17 protein-coding genes are annotated in these 19,698 nt (G+C 73.3%); 12 read left to right on the top strand and 5 right to left on the bottom strand.

Annotated features, from left to right (window positions below; translation table 11 throughout):
* The first annotated feature begins 63 nt into the window (after positions 1-63).
* The 8 genes from ACIQOE_RS31610 (at position 64) to ACIQOE_RS31575 (ending at position 10,253) form a co-directional block, all read left to right on the top strand.
* Entirely contained in the window at positions 64-921 is an 858-nt protein-coding gene (locus ACIQOE_RS31610) for an amino acid ABC transporter permease (protein WP_362643679.1), read from the top strand.
* Positions 918-2,720 (top strand): FAD/NAD(P)-binding protein, encoded by a 1,803-nt coding sequence (locus ACIQOE_RS31605; protein WP_401415049.1) that lies wholly within the window; start codon positions 918-920, stop codon positions 2,718-2,720. Before ACIQOE_RS31610 ends, ACIQOE_RS31605 begins: the two co-directional genes overlap by 4 nt.
* Positions 2,717-3,478: an amino acid ABC transporter ATP-binding protein gene (locus tag ACIQOE_RS31600; protein ID WP_351320664.1), complete on the top strand. Its 762-nt coding sequence runs from the start codon at positions 2,717-2,719 to the stop codon at positions 3,476-3,478. The genes ACIQOE_RS31605 and ACIQOE_RS31600 overlap by 4 nt, the downstream gene beginning before the upstream one ends.
* Before the next feature lie 22 nt (positions 3,479-3,500).
* Positions 3,501-4,316, top strand: coding sequence for an LLM class flavin-dependent oxidoreductase (locus tag ACIQOE_RS31595; protein ID WP_362643676.1), 816 nt, complete (start codon positions 3,501-3,503; stop codon positions 4,314-4,316).
* 502 nt (positions 4,317-4,818) lie between these two features.
* Complete coding sequence (locus tag ACIQOE_RS31590) at positions 4,819-5,718, top strand: S1 family peptidase (protein WP_401415046.1); 900 nt, start codon at positions 4,819-4,821, stop codon at positions 5,716-5,718.
* 124 nt (positions 5,719-5,842) lie between these two features.
* Positions 5,843-6,700 carry a slipin family protein gene (locus tag ACIQOE_RS31585; protein WP_401415044.1) on the top strand — a complete coding sequence of 286 codons (858 nt, stop codon included), beginning with the start codon at positions 5,843-5,845 and terminating at the stop codon, positions 6,698-6,700.
* Between the two features lie 231 nt (positions 6,701-6,931).
* Positions 6,932-8,011 carry a S1 family peptidase gene (locus ACIQOE_RS31580; RefSeq protein ID WP_401415042.1) on the top strand — a complete coding sequence of 360 codons (1,080 nt, stop codon included), beginning with the start codon at positions 6,932-6,934 and terminating at the stop codon, positions 8,009-8,011.
* Positions 8,012-8,168: 157 nt separating this feature from the next.
* Complete coding sequence (locus tag ACIQOE_RS31575) at positions 8,169-10,253, top strand: SpoIIE family protein phosphatase (protein ID WP_401415040.1); 2,085 nt, start codon at positions 8,169-8,171, stop codon at positions 10,251-10,253.
* Positions 10,254-10,542: 289 nt separating this feature from the next.
* On the opposite strand, the gene ACIQOE_RS31570 is transcribed toward ACIQOE_RS31575, so the two are convergent.
* The 3 genes from ACIQOE_RS31570 to ACIQOE_RS31560 all read right to left on the bottom strand — a co-directional run bounded on the left by ACIQOE_RS31570 (position 10,543) and on the right by ACIQOE_RS31560 (position 15,510).
* Positions 10,543-11,523, bottom strand: a complete 981-nt coding sequence (locus tag ACIQOE_RS31570) for a DNA polymerase thumb domain-containing protein (RefSeq protein WP_401415038.1) — start codon at positions 11,521-11,523, stop codon at positions 10,543-10,545.
* 5 nt (positions 11,524-11,528) lie between these two features.
* Positions 11,529-14,981, bottom strand: coding sequence for a DNA polymerase III subunit alpha (locus ACIQOE_RS31565; RefSeq protein ID WP_401415036.1), 3,453 nt, complete (start codon positions 14,979-14,981; stop codon positions 11,529-11,531).
* A 154-nt stretch (positions 14,982-15,135) separates the two neighbouring features.
* Positions 15,136-15,510 (bottom strand): cupin domain-containing protein, encoded by a 375-nt coding sequence (locus tag ACIQOE_RS31560; RefSeq protein ID WP_401415034.1) that lies wholly within the window; start codon positions 15,508-15,510, stop codon positions 15,136-15,138.
* Between the two features lie 94 nt (positions 15,511-15,604).
* Here ACIQOE_RS31560 and ACIQOE_RS31555 point away from each other — a divergent pair, with 94 nt between their 5' ends.
* Together ACIQOE_RS31555 and ACIQOE_RS31550 are read left to right on the top strand one after the other, a co-directional pair.
* Entirely contained in the window at positions 15,605-16,051 is a 447-nt protein-coding gene (locus tag ACIQOE_RS31555) for a MarR family winged helix-turn-helix transcriptional regulator (protein ID WP_401415032.1), read from the top strand.
* A 169-nt stretch (positions 16,052-16,220) separates the two neighbouring features.
* Complete coding sequence (locus ACIQOE_RS31550) at positions 16,221-17,081, top strand: alpha/beta fold hydrolase (RefSeq protein WP_351320644.1); 861 nt, start codon at positions 16,221-16,223, stop codon at positions 17,079-17,081.
* A gap of 74 nt (positions 17,082-17,155) precedes the next feature.
* Here the strand turns inward: ACIQOE_RS31550 and ACIQOE_RS31545 are convergent, their stop codons facing one another.
* A complete protein-coding gene (locus tag ACIQOE_RS31545; RefSeq protein WP_401415030.1) occupies positions 17,156-18,109 on the bottom strand; it encodes a lytic polysaccharide monooxygenase in 954 nt (317 codons plus the stop codon).
* Between the two features lie 183 nt (positions 18,110-18,292).
* Between ACIQOE_RS31545 and ACIQOE_RS31540 the strand changes: the two genes are divergently transcribed.
* On the top strand, positions 18,293-18,742 hold the full coding sequence (locus tag ACIQOE_RS31540; RefSeq protein ID WP_399013127.1) for a GNAT family N-acetyltransferase: 450 nt from the start codon (positions 18,293-18,295) through the stop codon (positions 18,740-18,742).
* A gap of 20 nt (positions 18,743-18,762) precedes the next feature.
* On the opposite strand, the gene ACIQOE_RS31535 is transcribed toward ACIQOE_RS31540, so the two are convergent.
* Complete coding sequence (locus ACIQOE_RS31535; RefSeq protein WP_351320638.1) at positions 18,763-18,897, bottom strand: hypothetical protein; 135 nt, start codon at positions 18,895-18,897, stop codon at positions 18,763-18,765.
* A 141-nt stretch (positions 18,898-19,038) separates the two neighbouring features.
* Here ACIQOE_RS31535 and ACIQOE_RS31530 point away from each other — a divergent pair, with 141 nt between their 5' ends.
* Positions 19,039-19,653, top strand: a complete 615-nt coding sequence (locus ACIQOE_RS31530; RefSeq protein ID WP_365573417.1) for a class I SAM-dependent methyltransferase — start codon at positions 19,039-19,041, stop codon at positions 19,651-19,653.
* Positions 19,654-19,698: the final 45 nt, after the last annotated feature.

Raw genomic sequence — 19,698 nt, 5'->3', positions numbered from 1 at the left:
GCACCCGCCGCACCACCGTGCGCGCGTCCACCGTGCTCGAATGATCCGTCACGGAGCCTTCGCATGTCATCCGACACCCTCGTCACCGTCCCTGCCGCGCCCGGCGCACCCGAGCGCGCGGAAGACCTGAGAGTCGTCCCGCGCCGCCGGTACGGACAGTGGACGGCCGCCGTCGCCGTCCTCGCCCTGCTCGGCCTCGCGACCGCCTCGGTGGTGCGCAACAAGGCGTTCCAATGGGACGTCGTCGCCGACTACTTCACCACCGCCTCCGTGCTGCGCGGCCTGTGGCTCACCCTCTGGCTGACCGCCGTGGTGATGGTCCTCGGCTTCGCGCTGGGATCCCTGCTCGCCGCGTTCCGGCTGTCCGCCAACCCCGTGCTGCGAGGGGTGAGCCGGGGGTACGTCTGGCTCTTCCGGTCGATCCCGATCCTGGTCCAGCTGCTCCTGTGGTTCAACATCGGCGCCCTGTACCCGACGGTGCTGGGCGTACGGACCGTCGACCTGCTCAGCCCGGTCGCCGTCGCGATCGTCGGGCTCACCCTGCACGAGGCGGCCTACGCCGCCGAAGTGGTCCGCGGCGGCCTCCTCTCGGTGGACCGCGGCCAGATCGAGGCCGCCGACGCGCTCGGCCTGAGCCGCTGGCGGCGCCGGCGGCGGATCGTGCTGCCGCAGGCGATGCGCGCCATCGTGCCGCCCGCCGGCAACATGCTGATCGGCACCCTCAAGGGCACCTCGATCGTCAGCGTCATCGCCGTCAACGACCTGCTGTTCTCGGCCCAGTTGATCTACCACCAGACCTACCAGGTCATCCCGCTGCTGATGGTGGCCACCCTCTGGTACACCGTCGTCACCTCGGTGCTCGGCATCGGCCAGCACTACGTCGAGAAGCACTACGCCCGCGGCACGGGAACGGACCGATGAGGTCCCGGCTGGTGATCGTGGGAGCCGGTCCGCGGGGGACCGGACTCCTGGAGCGCATCGCCGCCAACGCGCCCGAGCTGTACGCCGGTGAGGGCCTCGACATCCACCTGGTCGACCCGCACCCGCCCGGCGCCGGCCGGATCTGGCGGGCCGCGCAGTCGCCGCTGCTGTGGATGAACTCGCACGCCGAGGACGTCACCATGTTCACCGACGAGACGGTGCGGATGACCGGCCCGGTACGCGAGGGCCCGACCCTGCACGAGTGGGCGGGCCTGGACGGCCGTACCTTCGCCGACCGGCAGATCCAGGGCCGGTACCTGCGACACGTGTACGACCGTGCCGTGGCCGGCCTGCCCGACGGCGTCACCGTCCACCACCATCCGAGCCGGGCCCTGCGGGTCAGCGGGCCGCGCGACGGGCGCCAGCAGGTCTGGCTGGAGGGCCGCCCGGACCCGCTCCTCGCCGACCTCGTCGTCCTCGCCCTCGGCCACCTGGACGCCGACCTCGACCCCGAACAGCAGGCCCTGGCCGCGTACGCCGGCACGCACGGACTGGTCCACCTGCCCCCGGACTTCACCGCCGACAGCGACCTGTCCGCGCTGCGGCCCGGTGAACCGGTGCTGGTGCGCGGCTTCGGGCTGGCCTTCGTCGACCTGATGGTGCTGCTCACGGAGGGCCGCGGCGGACGGTACGAGGCGGACACCTACGTGCCCTCAGGACGGGAGCCGGTGCTCTACGTCGGCTCACGGCGCGGGGTGCCGTACCACTCGAAGATCGGCTACGACTGGACCGGCGCCCGGCCGCCGCTGCCCCGGTTCCTCGGCCCCGCGGAGATCGACGAACTGCGCGCCAGGCCGGGCGGGTTCGACTTCCGCCGGGACGTGTGGCCCCTGGTGGAGAAGGAACTCGGCTTCGCCCACTACCACCGGCTGTTCACCGTCCACCCCGGGCGGACGGCCGTCGCCTGGCGGGACTTCGAGGAGAAGTACGCCGCCGCCGGTACCGAGGCGGAGATCCGGGCGCTGGTGGCCGCCGCCGTGCCGGACCCGGCCGACCGGCTCGACCTCGCGGCGCTGGACCGCCCGCTGGACGGAGTGCGCTTCGGGTCGCACGAGGAGTTCCAGGAGGGCCTGCGGGCCTACGTCGAGGCGGACCTGAGCCGCCGTCACGACCCCGAGTACAGCGCCGACCTGGCAGTCTTCCTCGGACTGCTCTCCGTCTACGGGCAGTTGGTGCGGCTCGGCGACATAGGACCCTGGTGGCACGGGTTCTTCAGCTACCTGGCCTCCGGCCCGCCCGGCCCCCGGCTGCGGCAGCTGCTCGCGCTGTCCCGGGCGGGCGTGGTCAGGTTCCTGGGCGCCGGGACGGAGGCGACGGCGCGGGACGGCGTGTTCGCGGCGACCGCGGAGACCGTGCCCGGGTTCGTGGTCGAGGCGCGGGCGCTGGTCGAGGCGCGGCTGCCCGAACCGACCGTGGGACGGGCCCGGGACACGCTGCTGCGCGAACTCCTCTCCGACGGGGCCGCCGAGACGCCCGAAGGGCTGCTCAGAGTCGATCCCGCCGACGGCCGCGTCCTGGACGTGAACGGCCGGCCGCATCCCCGCCGGTTCGCGCTCGGACCGTTCACCGACGCCCGTACGCCCGGCGCGTTCACCCGGCCGCGCACCGGCGGGCCCGCCTTCCGGCAGAACGACGGCGCGGCGCGGGCGGCGCTGGCCTTCCTGCGGGACCTGGACGGGCGGTCCGCCGCCCGGCCCGCCGGTCCGTCCTCCACTTCTCCCGAGGGATCCACTCCATGAGCGTGATGGTCGACATCAGGTCCGTGCACAAGAGGTTCGGCACGCTGGAGGTGCTCAAGGGCATCGACCTCCAGGTCCGGGCCGGCGAGGTCACCGTCGTCCTCGGCCCCTCCGGGTCGGGCAAGTCGACGCTGCTGCGCACCATCAACCACCTGGAGAAGGTGGACCGGGGCGTGATCAGCGTGGACGGCGCGCTGATCGGCTACCGGCGTTCCGGGGACAAGCTGTACGAACTGCCCGAACGGGAGGTGCGCAGGCAGCGCACCCGGATCGGGTTCGTGTTCCAGAACTTCCGTCTCTTCCCGCACCTGACGGTCCTGGAGAACGTCATCGAGGCGCCGGTCGCGGCGCTCGGACGGCCGCGTGCGGAGGCCGTGGCCGCGGCCCGGCTGCTGCTGGAGCGGGTGGGGCTCGCCGAGAAGGCCGACGCCTATCCGCGGCAGCTGTCCGGCGGCCAGCAGCAGCGGGTCGCGATCGCACGGGCGCTGGCGCTCCGGCCGAGACTGCTGCTGTTCGACGAACCGACCTCCGCGCTCGACCCGGAACTGGTCGGCGAGGTCCTCGACGTCATCAGGGACCTGGCCCGGCAGGGCACCACGATGATCATCGTGAGCCATGAGATCGGGTTCGCCCGCGAGGTCGCCGACACCGTCGTCTTCATGGCCGACGGGCGGATCGTGGAGGCCGGGCCGCCGGCGCAGGTGCTGGACGCTCCGCGCGAGGAGCGGACCCGGACGTTCCTCTCCAAGGTGCTGTGATGCGCCGTGAGGACGGTCTGTCATGACCGGCCCGTACGGCCGGGGCCTGCTGCACCTGGCCGCCGCCGTGGACCAGGCGGACGGGTCCGACGCGGAGGGCCACGTGGAGCTGGCGCGGCTCGCCGAGAGCGGCGCCCTGGACTTCGTCACCGTCGACGGCCGGTCCGGGTGGGCGGAGACCGACCCGCTCGCCGTGCTGTCGCGGGTCGCGCCGGCCACCCGCCGGATCGGGCTGGTGCCGCTGGTGGCCGTCCCGCAGACCGCGCTGGCCGACCTCGACCGGGTCAGCCGGGGCCGGGCCGGCTGGTGGAGCGAGACGCCGGGACCCTCGCACGGGCATCCGGTCCGGGTCGCCGACGCCACCGAGGGGCCCGCCCTGCGGACCGCGGCACGCCACGCCGACGTTGTCCTGGTGCGGGCCGCGAGCCCGGCCCAGGCCGCCGCCGTGCGCGACGAACTGAGAGGCCGGGCACGGGAGTCGGGGCGGGAGCCGGACGCGCTGCGGGTGCTGGTGAGCCTGCTGGTGGACCTGGGGGACGGGGAGCGGGCGGCCGAGCCGGGGCACGGCGGCGGCGGGCCCCGGCAGACCGTGCGCGGGCCGCTGTACCGGGGCGGCCCGGTGGACCTCGCGGAGCTGATCGCCGGCTGGCACGGCGAGGGCGCCGCCGACGGCTTCCACCTGGTCCCCGCCGAACCGCGCCGCGATCTGGAGCGGCTGGTCAACGGCACCGTGGCGCTGCTCCAGCACCGCGGGCTGTTCCGCACCTTCTATCCGGGCAGCACCCTGCGCGAGCACCTGGGCCTGGCCCGGCCCGCCGGGCAGCTCGCGGCCCCCTGAGACGACCGCGGGCTCCTTGCCGTCGCGGACCGGGCGGGCACGCGGGGGAGGGGGACGCGGGGGAGGGGACGCACACCGTTTCAGGTTCATCTATTCGGCCGCTCCCGGGAGCCGGCGGGTCCGCGCCCGTCGGCTCCGGCCGGGCGCGCCCGCCGCCGTGCGCCGCCGCGGCCCCCGCCATCTGCCCCTTCCCGCCGCCGGGGAACGGGACGGAGCGCGCGGCCGGGGCGGGGGGAGCACACCGTGACCCGAGGGATTCGAGGGATTTGTGACCGGGCGTCATCCCGCCCGGACCACGACGAGTTCGCACAAAGTCGGCATGGTTCGAACACGGTCGCACGGCCGAAAGGCCCCCTTGCGGGTACCGGTCGTTCGCCCGAATACTCCCCCACAGCGCTTGTCAGGGGCATTGCGTGTCCGGAACCCGGACGCCCTCCCTGGCTGCGCCTCACGGGCCCCGACCCCACGCGGGCCCCCTGATTCCCCTGGGAGGGAACGAAAAGTGAGGATCAAGCGCACGACCCCCCGCAGCGGTATCACGAGACGGACCCGGCTGATCGCCGTGGGCACCGGTTTCCTGGCCGCGGCAGCGTTCGCCGTCCCCACCGCGAGCGCGAGTACCGTCCACACCTTCAGCACGAGCGAACTGAAGGCCGTGAACAGCTCCGTTCTGAAGGCGGACGTCCCCGGCACCGCCTGGGCCGTCGACAGCAAGACCAACCGTGTCGTCGTCACCGCCGACTCCACGGTCTCCGCCGCCGAGATCGCCAAGATCAAGGACCAGGCGGGCGCCGACGCCGGCGCGATCACCATCAAGCGCACCCCCGGCACCTTCAAGAAGCTGATCACCGGTGGCGACGCCATCTACGGCGGCTCCTACCGCTGCTCGCTCGGCTTCAACGTGCACAGCGGCAGCACGTACTACTTCCTGACCGCCGGGCACTGCGGTGAGGTGGCCTCGACCTGGTACAGCAACTCCGGCCACACCACGGTCCTGGGCACCAACGTCAGCTACAGCTTCCCGAACAACGACTTCGCGCTGGTCCGGTACACCAACAGCTCGATCGCGCACCCGAGCGCGGTCGGCAGCCAGACCATCAGCAGTGCGGCCACCCCGTCCGTCGGGACGACGGTGTACCGCCGCGGTTCCACCACCGGCACCCACAGCGGCCGGGTCACCGCGCTCAACGCCACCGTCAACTACGGCAGCGGTGACGTCGTCTACGGCATGATCCAGACCACGGTCTGCGCCGAGGGCGGCGACAGCGGCGGCCCGCTCTACGGCGGTTCCGTGGCCTACGGTCTGACCTCGGGCGGCAGCGGCGACTGCACCTCCGGCGGTACGACCTTCTTCCAGCCGGTCACCGAGGCGCTGAGCTACTACGGCGTGAGCGTCGGCTGACGATCCTCCCGGATCGGTTTCTCCCTGTGGGCCCCCGTACGCAACCAGCGTGCGGGGGCTCCCTTTTGACGGGGTGCCGGAGTTACCGTCGAAGGACCATTGGAGTCACCCCCTGGGGGCCGGCATGGTCGAGGCGCTGGTGGCGGCCGGAGCCGCTCTCGTGTCCGTCGGAGCGGTCGGTGCACTGGCCGCGGCACGAGTCGTCAGGCAGTACGAGCGAGGCGTGGTGTTCCGCCTGGGCCGGCTGCGACCGGAGGTGCGCGGCCCCGGCTTCACCATGATCGTGCCCTTCGTGGACCGGCTCCAGAAGGTCAACATGCAGATCGTCACGATGCCCGTGCCCGCGCAGGAGGGCATCACCCGGGACAACGTGACCGTCCGCGTCGACGCCGTCGTCTACTTCAGGGTGACCGGGCCCGCCGAGGCGGTCGTCCGGGTCGAGGACTACCGGTTCGCCGTCTCGCAGATGGCGCAGACCTCGCTGCGGTCCATCATCGGCAAGAGCGAGCTGGACGACCTGCTGTCGAACCGGGAGATGCTCAACCAGGGCCTGGAGCTGATGATCGACAGCCCGGCCGTGGAGTGGGGCGTCACCATCGACCGCGTCGAGATCAAGGACGTGTCGCTGCCCGAGACCATGAAGCGGTCCATGGCCCGGCAGGCCGAGGCCGACCGGGAACGCCGGGCCCGGGTCATCAACGCCGACGCCGAACTCCAGGCCTCCAAGAAGCTCGCGGAGGCGGCCAAGGAGATGTCCGAGCAGCCCGCCGCGCTCCAACTGCGGCTGCTGCAGACGGTGGTGGCGGTCGCCGCCGAGAAGAACTCGACGCTGGTGCTGCCCTTCCCGGTGGAGCTGCTGCGGTTCCTGGAGCGGGCGCAGCAGCAACTGCCGCCGAGTACAGACGGGTCGGCCGGGTCGGCGGTGAACGGGGTCGCGCGGGAGGCGGGCGAGCCCGGAGGGGCGAATTCCGGCCAGGGCTGAAGGTCACGCTCCGCCGATGGTTACTCGCCCGTAGTGTTTGCACTGCGAATTCCCCAGGGGTGACTGCGAACGGCCGGGGAGCCGGGGGCGCGCACCGTCCGCGCACACGCGTCCTGAAGTCGACCTTGTGTGCTCCCTGTGGGTGTCGGAATAGTGGGCGCCCGTCAACCAGCCTTCCGGCCCTGAGGTCCCCACAACCGTACGGGCCGACCCCCCACAGGAGGACGTGAGTTGAAGCACCGACGCATACCCGGACGCCGGGTGGCACTCGCCGCCGCGGGCGCCGCCGCCCTCGTCGGCACCGGAGTGACCTTCCAGAGTGCGAACGCCAGCGAGCCCGCCAAGACCGCCGCACCGCGGGCCCTTTCCGCGCCCGCGGCCGGAAAGCTCGCCTCGACGCTCGTCGCCGACCTCGGCACCGGCGCGGCCGGCACGTACTACGACGCCCAGGCGAAGAGCCTCGTCGTCAACGTGCTCGACGACACCGCCGCACGGACCGTCGAGGCGGCCGGGGCCAAGGCGAGACTCGTCACCAACTCCCTGGCCGAACTCGACGGCGCGCGCAGCACGCTGAAGCAGGACGCCACCATCCCGGGCACCTCCTGGGCGACCGACCCGGTCACCAACAAGGTCGTCGTCACCGCCGACAGGACGGTGGCCGGTACCGCGCTGACCAAGCTCGCCAAGGTCGTCGACGGGCTCGGCCAGAAGGCCGAACTGCGGCACTCGAAGGGGGAGTTCAAGACCTTCATCGCCGGCGGTGACGCGATCAGCGGGTCTGGCGGGCGCTGCTCGCTCGGCTTCAACGTGGTCAAGGGCGGCGAGCCGTACTTCCTGACCGCCGGGCACTGCACCGACGCCATCTCCAGCTGGTCGGACTCCTCCGGCGACGTGATCGGCTCCAACGCCCAGTCCAGCTTCCCGGGCAACGACTTCGGCCTGGTCAAGTACACCTCCGGGGTGGACCACCCGAGCGAGGTCGACCTCTACGACGGCTCCACCCAGAAGATCACCGGCGCGGCCGAGGCCACCGTCGGCATGAAGGTGACCCGCAGCGGTTCCACCACCCAGGTCCACGACGGCACGGTCACCGGGCTCAACGCCACCGTGAACTACTCGGAGGGCACGGTGAGCGGGCTCATCCAGACCGACGTCTGCGCCGAGCCGGGCGACAGCGGCGGCTCCCTCTTCTCGGGCAGCAGCGCCGTCGGCCTGACCTCCGGCGGCAGCGGCGACTGCACCTCCGGCGGGGAGACGTTCTTCCAGCCGGTGACGGAGGCGCTGTCGGCCACCGGCAGCCAGATCGGCTGACCCGCACCGGACACCGAGCCGCCCCGCCCCTGTCGAGGGGGCGGGGCGGCCGCGTTCACCGGCCCGCCCGGCCTTGCTGTGCTCACGACACCGAGGCCGGGCCGGGAGAGCGGCGCGCCGGGGGCCGGTGCAGGCTGGACTAGGGAGGTGGGTTGCCGTGGCGCACAACGAAGCCGTCTCGCCGGGCAAGGGTGCCGCAGTGCTGGAGGCACTGTTCCACCAGTCGCCCACCGGCCTGCTGATCCTGGACACGCGGCTGCGCATCCTGCGGATCAACCTCGTCAGGCCGGAGCTGCACGGCGCGTCGTACGACCAGGTCCAGGGCCGGCACATCACCGACGTGTACGACCTCTCCGACCCCGGCGAGGTGGAGGCGATGCTGGGCGGGGTGCTGGAGAGCGGCGAAGCGGTGCGGGGGCGGCTCGTGGGGGTGCGGCGCAAGAGCACACCGGGGCCGGAATACCTGTTCTCCGTCTCCGCGACCCGGCTGGAGGACGCGCGGGGAGAGGCCTGGGGCGTGCTCACGGAGATGGTCGACGTCACCGAGTGCGAACGGGTGAGCCTGCGGATGCGGGTCCTCGCCTCCGTGCGCGAGCACGTGGGACGGACCCTCGACGTGGTCGCCACCTGCGAGGAACTGGCGGAGGCCGTGGTGCCGGACCTCGCCGACATCGTCGTGGTGGAGGTGGTGGACGCCGTGATACGCGGCGAGGAACCCCCGCCGAGCCCGCTGGGGCCCGGGGTGCCGCTGCGCCGTGCCGCCTACCGCCACGGCGGCGGCGAGGAGCAGACCCAGGCGCATCCGGTCGGCGACGTACGGGCCCTGCCCTTCCCCACCCCCTACGCCCAGACCCTGACCGACCTCAGGCCCCGCCTCGTCGCCCTCGGCCCCGACACGCCCTGGCTGGCGGCCGATCCGCCGCGCGCCGAGGCGATCCGCGCCTCCGGCGCCCGCCTCCTCATCACGGTGCCCCTGACCGTGCGCCGCACCGTGCTGGGACTGCTGAGCCTGTACCGCACCGACCAGGGCGACCTCTACGAGGAGGGCGACATCACCCTCGCCCTCGAAGCCGCCGCCCACACCGCGCTGTGCATCGACAACGCCCGCCGCTACACCCGCGAGCACACCATCGCCCTGACCGTCCAGCGGCACCTGCTGCCGCCCGAGCCCGCGCCGCGGAGCACCGTCGAGACCGCGTACCTGCACGTGCCGTCCGAGGCGGGCGGAGGCGGCGGGTTCGACACCTTCGCCCTGTCCGGCGCCCGCACCGCGCTGGTGGTCGGCGAGGTCGCCGGTGAAGGCGTGCACGCGGCCATCACGATGGGACAGATGCGGACCGCCGTGCACTCCCTGGCCGCTCTCGACCTGGAGCCCGATGAACTCCTCGCCCGCCTCAACGACACCGCGCTCAGCCTCGCCGAGGAACGCTCGGTGCTGCCGCCCGGCGACCCCGTCCCCCTGACGGGAAGCTGCCTGTACGCGGTCCACGACCCGTTCGCCCAGACCTGCACCATCGCCCTGGCCGGGCACCCCCCGCCCGTCGTCGCGCATCCCGACGGGACCACCGAGATCCTGGACCTGCCGAGCGGACCTCCCCTGGGCAGCGCCGCGGGCCCGCCCTTCGCCGCCACCACGGTCCCCGTCGCCGACGGCAGCGTCCTCGCCTTCTACACCGCGGGTCTGATGCACGCCTCGCCGTCCCCGGACACCCTGGCCCGGGTGCTGGCCCGCCCCGGACGGCCCCTGCAGGATCTCTGCGACGACATGCTCTACCGGATGCGGCAGAGCACCCGGCGCAGCGACGTCATCCTGCTGCTCGCCCGCACCCACCCCTTCCCCGCGGACCAGGCCGCCACCTGGCACCTGGGCCACCACGCCAAGGCCGTCGCCAGGGCCCGCGGCCACGCCCGCCGGCAGCTCGGCCGGTGGAATATCGACGAGGAGACGGCCTACGTCACCGAGATGATCGTCAGCGAACTGGTCACCAACGCCATCCGCTACGGCACCCCGCCCGCCCGGCTGCAGCTCATCAAGGACCGCACCCTCACCTGCGAGGTCCACGACGGCAACACCCTCGCGCCGCGGCTGCGCCACGCGAAGACCGCCGACGAAGGGGGACGCGGCCTGTTCATCGTCGCCCAGCTCGCCCAGAACTGGGGCGTCCGGCACACGGCCGACGGCAAGACCGTCTGGGCCGAACAGAGCCTGCCGGCCCCGGCCCGCCGTCGCTCCCGGCGGTAGGCCGTGCCGCCGTACGCCGGGAGCCGCACAGCGAAAAGCCCCGACTGGACGGGGGAGACCAGCCGGGGCGGTACGAGGTGGCGTGCGGAGGGCGGTCGCCTCTCGGCGAAGGGCTCCATGGGGCTTCAGCCGGACGATCGTCCCCATGGGCTGTAGGTGAGGCCCGGGGACACTGTCCCCTCCGCAGCCACGTACAGAGGAACGGCCCGCGGCCCCCCGGTGTTCCCGCTGCCCCGCCCCCGCCGGGGTGACCTGCGGCACACCGCCCCCGGGGCCGTACGGGCCCTCGTCAGGTCGCCAGGGCGGCCGGCCGCACGGCCTCGGGTCCGAAGCGGCGGCGCGCCCGGTCCGCGGCGGCCTCGGCCGCGCGGGCGCGGGCGTCGCCGGGATCCAGGGAGAGCTGGAGACTGGCCCGGCCCGCGGGAAGCAGGTCGTCGGCGCGGAGCGTGTAGGCGCGGACCCGGGCGCGCTGCAGCCCGAGCGAGGCCAGCACCCCCAGGGCGGCCGCGGCGACGGCGGGGGAGTGGCCGGTGGGTTCCGGCAGCGTGCGGGTGCGGGTGGTGGAGCTGCGGTCGGCGTACCGGACGGTGAGGGTGAACCGCCGCGCGACCTGGCTCTCCCCGCGCAGACGCCGGCCGATCTCGTCGGCGAGTCCCAGGACCGCCCGGTGATGGTGGGCCGGGTCGAGACAGTCCCGCTCCAGTACGAGGTCGGCGAGCAGGTGCTCCGCCGGCGCCGAAGGAGTGACCGGGCGGGGGTCGCGGCCGCGGGCGTGCTCGGCCAGCAGCCGGGCCGGAGCGGCTCCGAGCAGCCGCTGGAGGGTGGCCGGCGCGATCTCGTTCACCTGCCCGATGGTGTGCAGGCCGTGCCTGCGGAGCGTCTCCGCGGTGGCGCGGCCGACCCCGGGCAGGGCGGTGACCGGCCGCGGGCGCAGCCAGTCGGCCGCGTCCGCGCCGGGCACCCAGGTGGTCTCGCCGGGCGCGGAGGCGTCGGCCGCCATGGCCGCCAGCATGCGGTTGCCCGCGAGTCCGGCGCTGCTGTCGACGTCGTGGAGCGCCTTCAGCCGCATCATCGCCGTCTGGACCATGTCGTAGGGGGACAGGTCGAAGTACCTGAGCGCCGAGGTCAGGTCGAGTTGCACGGCGTCGGGCGGGACGGCCTGGACGTGCGGCGTGATACCGGACATCAGTTCGACCAGTTGGGCGTACAGCTCCTCGGACGGCGAGCCGTGCAGGTGGAGGTGGGCGATGTGCCGCTGACGTGTACCCATGCCGCTCATCCCGCACTCCCCGGGCTCCGGTGGCCGAACTTCTTCAGGTCGGCGGAGCGGGTGCCGGCCGGCTGGAGGTCGGCGTAGGGGTGCAGGCGGGCGCCCGCGGTGCCGTCGGCCAGGGTGCGCCGCGGCTGGGCGGGGGTCGGGTGCGGGCGGGTCCGGCCGAGCAGGGCGAGCGCGGCCTCGGGACCGTCGTCGCGGCGGGCGGCGGCGATCTCGTCCAGGTCCCAGGCCATGGCGCCGACGACGGTACGACGGCTGCCGCGCACCTGGACCGTGCCGCGGACCAGCAGCAGCCCGCTGTGGAAGACCGTGTACGCGCACGCCGGGTGGGAGTCCTCGAAGAACGCCAGGTCGACCAGGCCGGAGCCGTCCTCCAGGGTGACGAAGATGATCCGCTTGCCGCTCGCGATCGGCGGCGTCTGGGTCGAGGCCCGCACCCCGGCGACCAGCACCACCTGACCGGCCCGCATCCCGGCCAGGTGGGCCGCGTCGGTCGCGCCGACCTCGCGGAGCAGCCGGTGGTGGTGCTCCATGAGGTGCCGGGAGACGTCGATGCCGAGCGTGCTCAGCTCGGCGCTCAGGGCCTCGCGCCCGGTCATCTCCGGCAGCCCGCTCGGCTCGGCCCCGCCGACCGCGCCCGCGTCGAGGGGCAGTTGGCCCTCGTGCGCGGTCCGGCCGCGGGACTGGCGGTGCAGTTCGGCGATCTGGAGCAGCAGGTCGCGGCGGGTGAGGCGGCCGTCGTGGAGGGAGTTCAGGGCGCCGATCCCGGCGAGGCGCTCGGCGACCGGTCTGCTCGGCCGGGCCCGCTGCCAGAAGTCGGAGAGCGACCCGTACGGCTGCCCCTCCTCGATCCTGGCGCACTCGTCCTCGCTGATGCCGTGCATGGCGGAGAGGGCCAGCCGCACGCCCCACCGGTCCCCGTCGGCCTTCTCCACGGTGTGCCGCACCCGGGAGCGGTTGACGTCGACGGAGAGGACGGGCACCCCGCGGCGGCGGGCGTCGGAGACGAGGACCCGCTTGGGCCACATGCCGGGGTCGTGTTCGAGGAGGCCGGCCAGCAGGAACGCCGGGTGGTGCGCCTTGAGCCAGGCGCTCTGCAGCGCGGGCACGGCGAAGGCGACGGCGTGGGCCCGGCAGAAGCCGTACGCGCCGAAGGCCTCGACGGTCTTCCAGACCTCGTCCCGGACGGCCGCGCTGTAGCCGCGGCCTTGCGCCCGGCGGTGGAACCAGTCCCTGATCCGGGGCAGTTGCTCCTTGTCGCCGAGCGCGCGCCGGGTGATCTCCGCGAAGGCCCGGTCGCAGCCGGTCAGCACCGAGAGCGTCTCGATGATCTGCTCGTGCCAGATGGTCACGCCGTAGGTGTCGGCGAGCACCGGCTCCAGGTCCGGGTGCGCGTAGCCGGGCGTGCCGCCGTGCCGGGCGGCGATGTAGCGCTCGGGCATGCCGCCGGCGACCGGACCGGGGCGGAAGAGGCTGATGTCGGCGATGACGTCCTGCACGTCACGGGGCTGGAGCCGGGACAGCAGGTCCTGCTGGCCGGGCGACTCCAGCTGGAACAGGCCGAGGGTCTGGCTGGCCTGGATGAGCTTGAAGGCGAAGACGTCGTCGAGCGGCACCTGGCCGGGGTCGTCCAGGTCGACGCGGCTGCCGGTGGCCCGTTCGATCTCGGTGACGGCGTGGGCCATCGCGGACTGCATCCGCACGCCCAGGACGTCGAGCTTGATGTTGCCGAGCGCCTCGATCTCCTCCTTCGCGGCCATGGCCATGGGGTAGTCGCCCTGCGGCGTGGGCTGCACCGGCAGCCGGTCCAGCAGGGTCGCGTCGCTGATGACCACACCGCACGGGTGCATCGCCATGCCGTGGACCAGGGAGTCGAGCCCTTCGGCCAGCTCCCACAGCGGGCCGTAGCGGTGCGCCTCGGCGGCCAGTTGCCGCAGCTCGGGCAGTTCGGCGAGGGCGCCGGTGATGTCGCAGGCGCGCAGATGCGGGAAGCTCTTGGCGATCCGGTCGACGTCGTCGGGCGCGAGACCGAGGGCGAGGCCGGTGTCCCGGAGGGCCCTGCGCGCCCGGTAGGTCTCGGGCATCGCGGTGACCGCGACCCGCTCCTTCCCGAACCGTTCGAAGATCGTGTCGTAGCACTCCAGCCGTCGGGCGGATTCCACGTCGATATCGATGTCGGGCAGCGAGGCCCGGCGCACGCTGAGGAAGCGTTCGAACAGCAGGTGGTGGTCGAGGGGGTTGGCGGTGGCGATGTCCAGGGCGTGGCAGACCAGCGAGCCGGCGCCGGAGCCGCGGGCGGCGACCCGGATGCCCTTGGCCCGGATGTCGGCCACCACCTGGGCGACGGCGAGGAAGTACGCGTCGTAGCCCAGCTCGGAGACCACCGTCAGCTCTTCGTCCAGCCGGTCGAGCGCCTTGCGGTCACGGTCCAGGCCGCGCCGGACCAGGCCGGCCTCGGAGCGCTGCCGCAGCAGCCGCGCGGCACCGTCCGCCCGGGGTTCGGCGCCGAACAGGGCCGGTTCCGGGAAGTGCGGTGTGCCGAGGCCGAGGCCGGCCGCCGGGTCGAGGGCGCACAGGGCGGCGGTGGCGGCGGTGTCCGCCATCAGCCGGCGGGCCCGGCGGAGGTCGTCTCCGGCGCATTCGGCGGTCATGCGGGCGACGGTCTCCATGCCGCGCTCGTCCTTGAGCCAGCGCTGTCCGCCGTCCAGACGGCGCCGGTCGATCGGCCGCAGCAGCCGGGCCGCGTCCAGGACGTCGGCGAGCCGGTGCTGGTCCGGATCGGCGTAGCGCACGGCGTTGGACAGGACGGCGGTGGTGCCGGTGCGGTCGGCCAGGGCGAGGGTGCGGGCGGCCAGGCGCAGGGATCCGGGTCCGGTGCCGGAACGTTTCTGCGCCACGGCTTCCAATCGAACGTCCTTCCCGAAGATCTCCCGCCAGGGCGCCAGCAGCCTCACGGCCGCGTCCTCCCGGCCCGCCGACAGCGCCCGCGCCGGCTCCGAGAGCGGCCCGAGCAGCACGGTCAGGCCGGGACCGCCGTACGTGCGCAGCGCCTCCCACGGCACCACCGGCGGTACACCGGACACGGCGCCGACGTGGGCGGCCGAGGTGATCCGGCACAGCCGGGCCCAGCCCGCCCGGTCCTGGGCGAGCAGCACGAACCGCAGCGGCGGCTCGACCACGTGCGCGCCGCCGCGCGCCGGGGTGCGGCGGCGCGGGGCGGGCGGCGCAGGCGCGAGGGCCGCCACCGCCAGGTCGATGCCGAAGACCGGCCGGACGCCGTCCTTCGCACAGGCCCGCGCGAACCGGACGGCGCCGGTGACGGTGTCCCGGTCGGTGAGCGCGAGCGCGGACATGCCGCGCTCGGCCGCCCGCCGGACGAGCTGCTCGGGAGGGGAGGCGCCGTAGCGGGCGGAGTAACCGGACGCGACGTGCACGTGGGCGAAGCCCGCCATGCCGCACCTCCATCACTCCACCCCTTTTGCCTCATGCGCCCGATATGCTCATCGTACGCTCGTTCGATTACTCTAACCCCATCAGCCCAGGTGGGCGACTGGAATCGAACGGGTAACCGATTTTCGAGTGGGAGGGAGGTGGAGGGGCGGGGTGTCAGTTGGCCCACGGCGGGGTGAGCCGGGTGCCGTCGGACAGCTCGGCCGCCAGGCCGACGGACGTGGTGACCCAGGACAGCGCGGTGTGGTCGGTCGGGTTCTCGACGGCGAAGAGGGAACCGGCGTTGACGATGACGGTGTCGCCGGTCCGGACGCGGTCGGTGCGGCCGTCGAGCGAGACCAGGAGTTCGCCGACGAGCAGGTGGAAGATCTCCTCGCGGGTGACGGTGTGGGCGGGCGTCCTGGTCCCGGCGGGGATCTCGCCGCGCCACGCGCACAGCTCCTCGCTGCCGGTGCGGGGAGTGGCGTACGAGACGAAGCGGGCGCCGTGGATCTCGTGGGTGGTGGCCTCGACGGAGCGGACTACGGGCATGGCTGCCTCCCGGCAATATGGTCAAGCTGCTTGACTATGTGGGCTTTATGGTCAAGCAGCTTGACCATTCCGTCAAGGGTGTTTCAATGCCACCGTGCAGAACTCCGAGGCCATGGCCCTCTCCGCAGCCCTGCTCGCCGTGGCCGGTGAGCTGACCCAGCGCATCGACGAGGGCGTCGCCGCCCGCGGCTTCGACGGGATCAGGCCCGCCCACGGCTTCGCCTTCGCGCGGCTCGCCCCGGACGGCGCGACCGTCACCGAGCTCGCCGCGCACCTCGGGGTGACCAAGCAGGCGGCGAGCCAGCTCGTCGACGACATCGTGCGCAAGGGCTATGCCGAACGGCGGGCGCACCCCCGGGACGCGCGGGCCCGGCTGGTCGTGCTCACCGCGCGGGGGTGGGCGTGCGCGCGGGCGGCGGAGGAGGCGGCCGCCGAGGTCGTACGGGGCTGGAGCGAGACGCTGGGGGCGGGTGAAGTGCGCGTGTTGCGGGACGCTTTGGCGCGTATCGCACCCTATGGTCCCCTCAGGCCCAGCTGGTGACGTCCCGTCAGGCGAGTGGCGCGCGACCGGTTACCGGGAAGTTTTACCGACGCGTAACTTCACGCTTGCACTACTCGTCCGTAACTTGATGAGTGAACAGCATCCTCGTGATCCGGATCACAGGGCGTAAGGCCGTCGCACCTCCCTTGAGCCGCAAGGAGATCACACGATGCTGCCCTGGAAGCGAGTGCTCAGACCCCTGACCGCACTGCTCTTCGCCGCCGCCGTCGCCACCGTCCCCGCCGCCACCGCCCACGCGTCGAGCGCCCCCAGCACCGGCTGGAACGACTACTCCTGCCGCCCCTCCGCCGCCCACCCCCGCCCCGTGATCCTGGTCCACGGCACGCTGGGCAACTCCGTCGACAACTGGCTCTCCCTCGCCCCGTACCTGGAGGACCGCGGCTACTGCGTCTTCTCCCTCGACTACGGCCAGCTCTCCGGCGTCCCGGTCTTCTACGGCCTCGGCCCCATCGACAAGTCGGCGGAGCAACTCTCCGCCTATGTCGACAAGGTGCTCTCCGCGACCGGCGCCGCCAAGGCCGACCTCGTCGGCCACTCCCAGGGCGGCATGATGCCCCGCTACTACCTGAAGTTCCTCGGCGGCGCCGCCAAGGTGAACGCCCTCGTCGGCCTCGCGCCCGACAACCACGGCGCCACCATCAGCGGCCTCACCAATCTGCTGCCGTACTTCCCCGGCGCCTCGGACCTGATCAAGGCCACCACCCCCGGCCTCGCCGACCAGATCCCCGGCTCCGCGTTCCTCACCAAGCTCAACGCGGGCGGCGACACCGTGCCCGGAGTGCACTACACGGTGATCTCCACCAAGTACGACGAGGTGGCCACCCCCTGGCAGAGCCAGTTCCTGACCGGCTCGGACGTCCACAACGTCCTGCTCCAGGACCTGTGTTCGCTGGACCTGTCCGAGCACGTGGCGATCGGACTCTTCGACCGGATCGCCTTCCACGAGGTGGCCAACGCGCTCGACCCGGCCCACGCCACCGCCACCAGCTGCGCATCGGCGTTCAGCTGAGCGGCCCGCCCGGCTGAACGCCACCGGGGCCTGACCGGCCTGAGCCGCCGGTCGGGCCCCGGAACCATGAGGGATCAGCGCCGGTTCGCCCGCTGCCGTACGGACAGGAAGAGCACGCCGGAGCCCAGCGCCAGGACGGCCGCCCCGCCGACCGCGAGGTACGGCGTGCTGCCGCCGCCACCGGTCTCGGCGAGAACCGTCCGCGAACTCCCGTCCGCCGCGGGCGTGTTGACGGCCGCGGCGATACTCGGCTCGGCCGACGTGGCGGCGTCGCCGTCACCGTGGCCGTGGTGCTCGACCGTCGACCTGCCGGCACCGGCGGCGATCTGCTCGTCGGTGGGAGCGGAGGCGCTCGGGGCCGGGGCCGCGCCGGCGGCACCCGTACCGGTGGAGGCGCTGCCGCCGAAGTCCACGTCCGAGCAGGAGTAGAACGCCTCCGGACTGTCCGAACGCTGCCAGACCGCGTACAGCAACTGGCGGCCGGTGCGCTCCGGGAGCCGCCCCGAGAACGTGTAGAGACCGCTGGCGGCGACCGGGTCGACGGCCGTCGCCACGGGGTGGTCGAGATCCAGGTCCGCCCAGGCCAGCGGCTTGGCCGGGTCGTACCCCGCCTTCGTGAGGTAGACCTCGAAGGTGCCCTTGTGCGGCGCGGTCACCCGGTACTCGAACGTGTACGAGCCGCTGCCGACCTTCGTCGCCGGCCAGTCGGCGCGGGCCAGATCGAGGCCCTTGAACTCGTCGTTGCCCGCGCTGCACAGCCTGCCGTCCGGGATTCGGGCCTGGTGCCGCCCGGCCACGTCGCCGATGCGGATGCCGTTCCAGTCGTAGAGGGCCTGGGTGCCGCCGGCCGCGACCGCCGCCTTGCACGCGTCGGACCTGGGGCTCTCCGGGTTCTCCGCGTAACACTGGGCGACCCGGCTGACCGGGTCGCCCATCGTGCCGTGCGCGGACGCGGGTGCGGCGGCGAGGACGACCGCACCCACGCCGGAAGCGACGGCGACGGCGGCCCTGCGGCGTGCTGCGAGCATGCGGGAACTCCTCGGACGGTCCTCGGGACGGGTGCGGTCCCGCCGGGCTGGATCCCGTGGGGGGCGAACAGAAAACTAGCCCCGAGAAACCGCGGAATCGCCCGCCGGGAGCGGACCGGGGAGATCCTTATGGTCGGCTTAAGGGAGTGTTCGGACTGCGCTGAGGTAGTTAGCGTCGTACTCATGACGAACGACGAGATCCGGCTCGCCCGGGCCGCCGACGTACCGGCCGTACGGACCGTGACCGACCTGGCCTACCGCCCCTACATCGCCCGCATCGGGGTGGTGCCGCAGCCCATGGAGGCGGACCACGCGGCGGACGTGGCCGCGGGCCGGGTGTTCGTCGTCGGGGAACCGGTGACCGGGCTCGTCGTCGTGGAGGCCCGTGACGGCCACCTGTTCCTCGACAGCATCGCCGTCCACCCCGGCGCACGGGGCCAGGGGGTGGGACGGCGGCTGCTGGAGTTCGTGGACGCACGCGCGCGTGCCCTCGGCCTCCCCGAGGTCAGGCTCTACACCAACGCGCTGATGCGGGAGAACCAGGAGCTGTACCCGAAGCACGGCTACGAGGTCGTCGGGCGGCGTGTGGACGGGCCCTACGACCGCGTCCACTACCGCAAGCGGCTGGACTGAAGGGGGCGGGGCGGGCGTGGTCAGCCGTCCGGCCACCAGGTGCGCGCGATGTCCTTCCGCACCTCGGGGCGTCCGGAGGGGCGCTGGTCCGCCTCCTCGCGGATCCGGCGGCTTTCCGTCTTCTTCAGGGGCTTCTGCACGGTTGTGCGGCGCATGGCTGCCTCCTTCAGTGCCTACCGGGTTCCGTGTTGTCACGGAGATAGACGCTTTCGGCGAGAGTTCCTCATCGGTGCCGGTCTGTCAGTGGCCGCTGTCACACGGACCGAGTGTCAGTGGCGGGTGTCACGCTGGGGTGCATGACGAACGAGAGTGACCGCACCGCTGCGGTGCGTATCGACTGGGACGCGCAGGCCGCCACCTTCGACGCCGAGCCGGACCACGGGCTGGGACCGCCCGAGGTGCGCGCGGCCTGGGCGGAGCGGCTGCGGACCTGGCTGCCCGGACACCCCGCCGACCTGCTCGACCTCGGCTGCGGCACCGGCAGCCTGGCCCTGCTCGCCGCCGAGCAGGGCCATCGGGTCACCGGGGTCGACAGCTCGCCCGCGATGGTGGAGCGGGCCCGCGCCAAGCTCGCCGGCCGGGACGCGGTCTTCCTGGTCGGTGACGCGGCGGCACCGCCGGTGGGCGAGCGGCTCTTCGACACCGTGCTCGTCCGGCACGTGCTGTGGGCGCTGCCCGACCCCGCGCGCGTCCTGCGGCACTGGCGCGGCCTGCTGCGCCCCGGCGGGCGGTTCGTGCTGGTGGAGGGGGTGTGGGGGACGCAGGCCCCGGTCGGCGTACCCGCCGGGCGGCTCACCGCGCTGCTGGCGCCGCTCGCCGCCGACGTGCGCCTGGAACGGCTGTCGGCGCAGACGGTCCTGTGGGGCAAGGAGGTGCACGACGAGCGGTACGCGGTGGTGGCGACGGTGTGAAGGCCCGCACGGGCCGGCCTCGGGACAGGCCCGCACGGGCCGGCC

Origin of the sequence: Streptomyces sp. NPDC091282, from assembly GCF_044757385.1 — a bacterium.
Taxonomy (GTDB): Bacteria; Actinomycetota; Actinomycetes; order Streptomycetales; family Streptomycetaceae; genus Streptomyces; species Streptomyces gramineus.
Note: the sequence above shows the minus strand (reverse complement) of the source record. Positions and strands in the feature narration are given on the sequence as shown.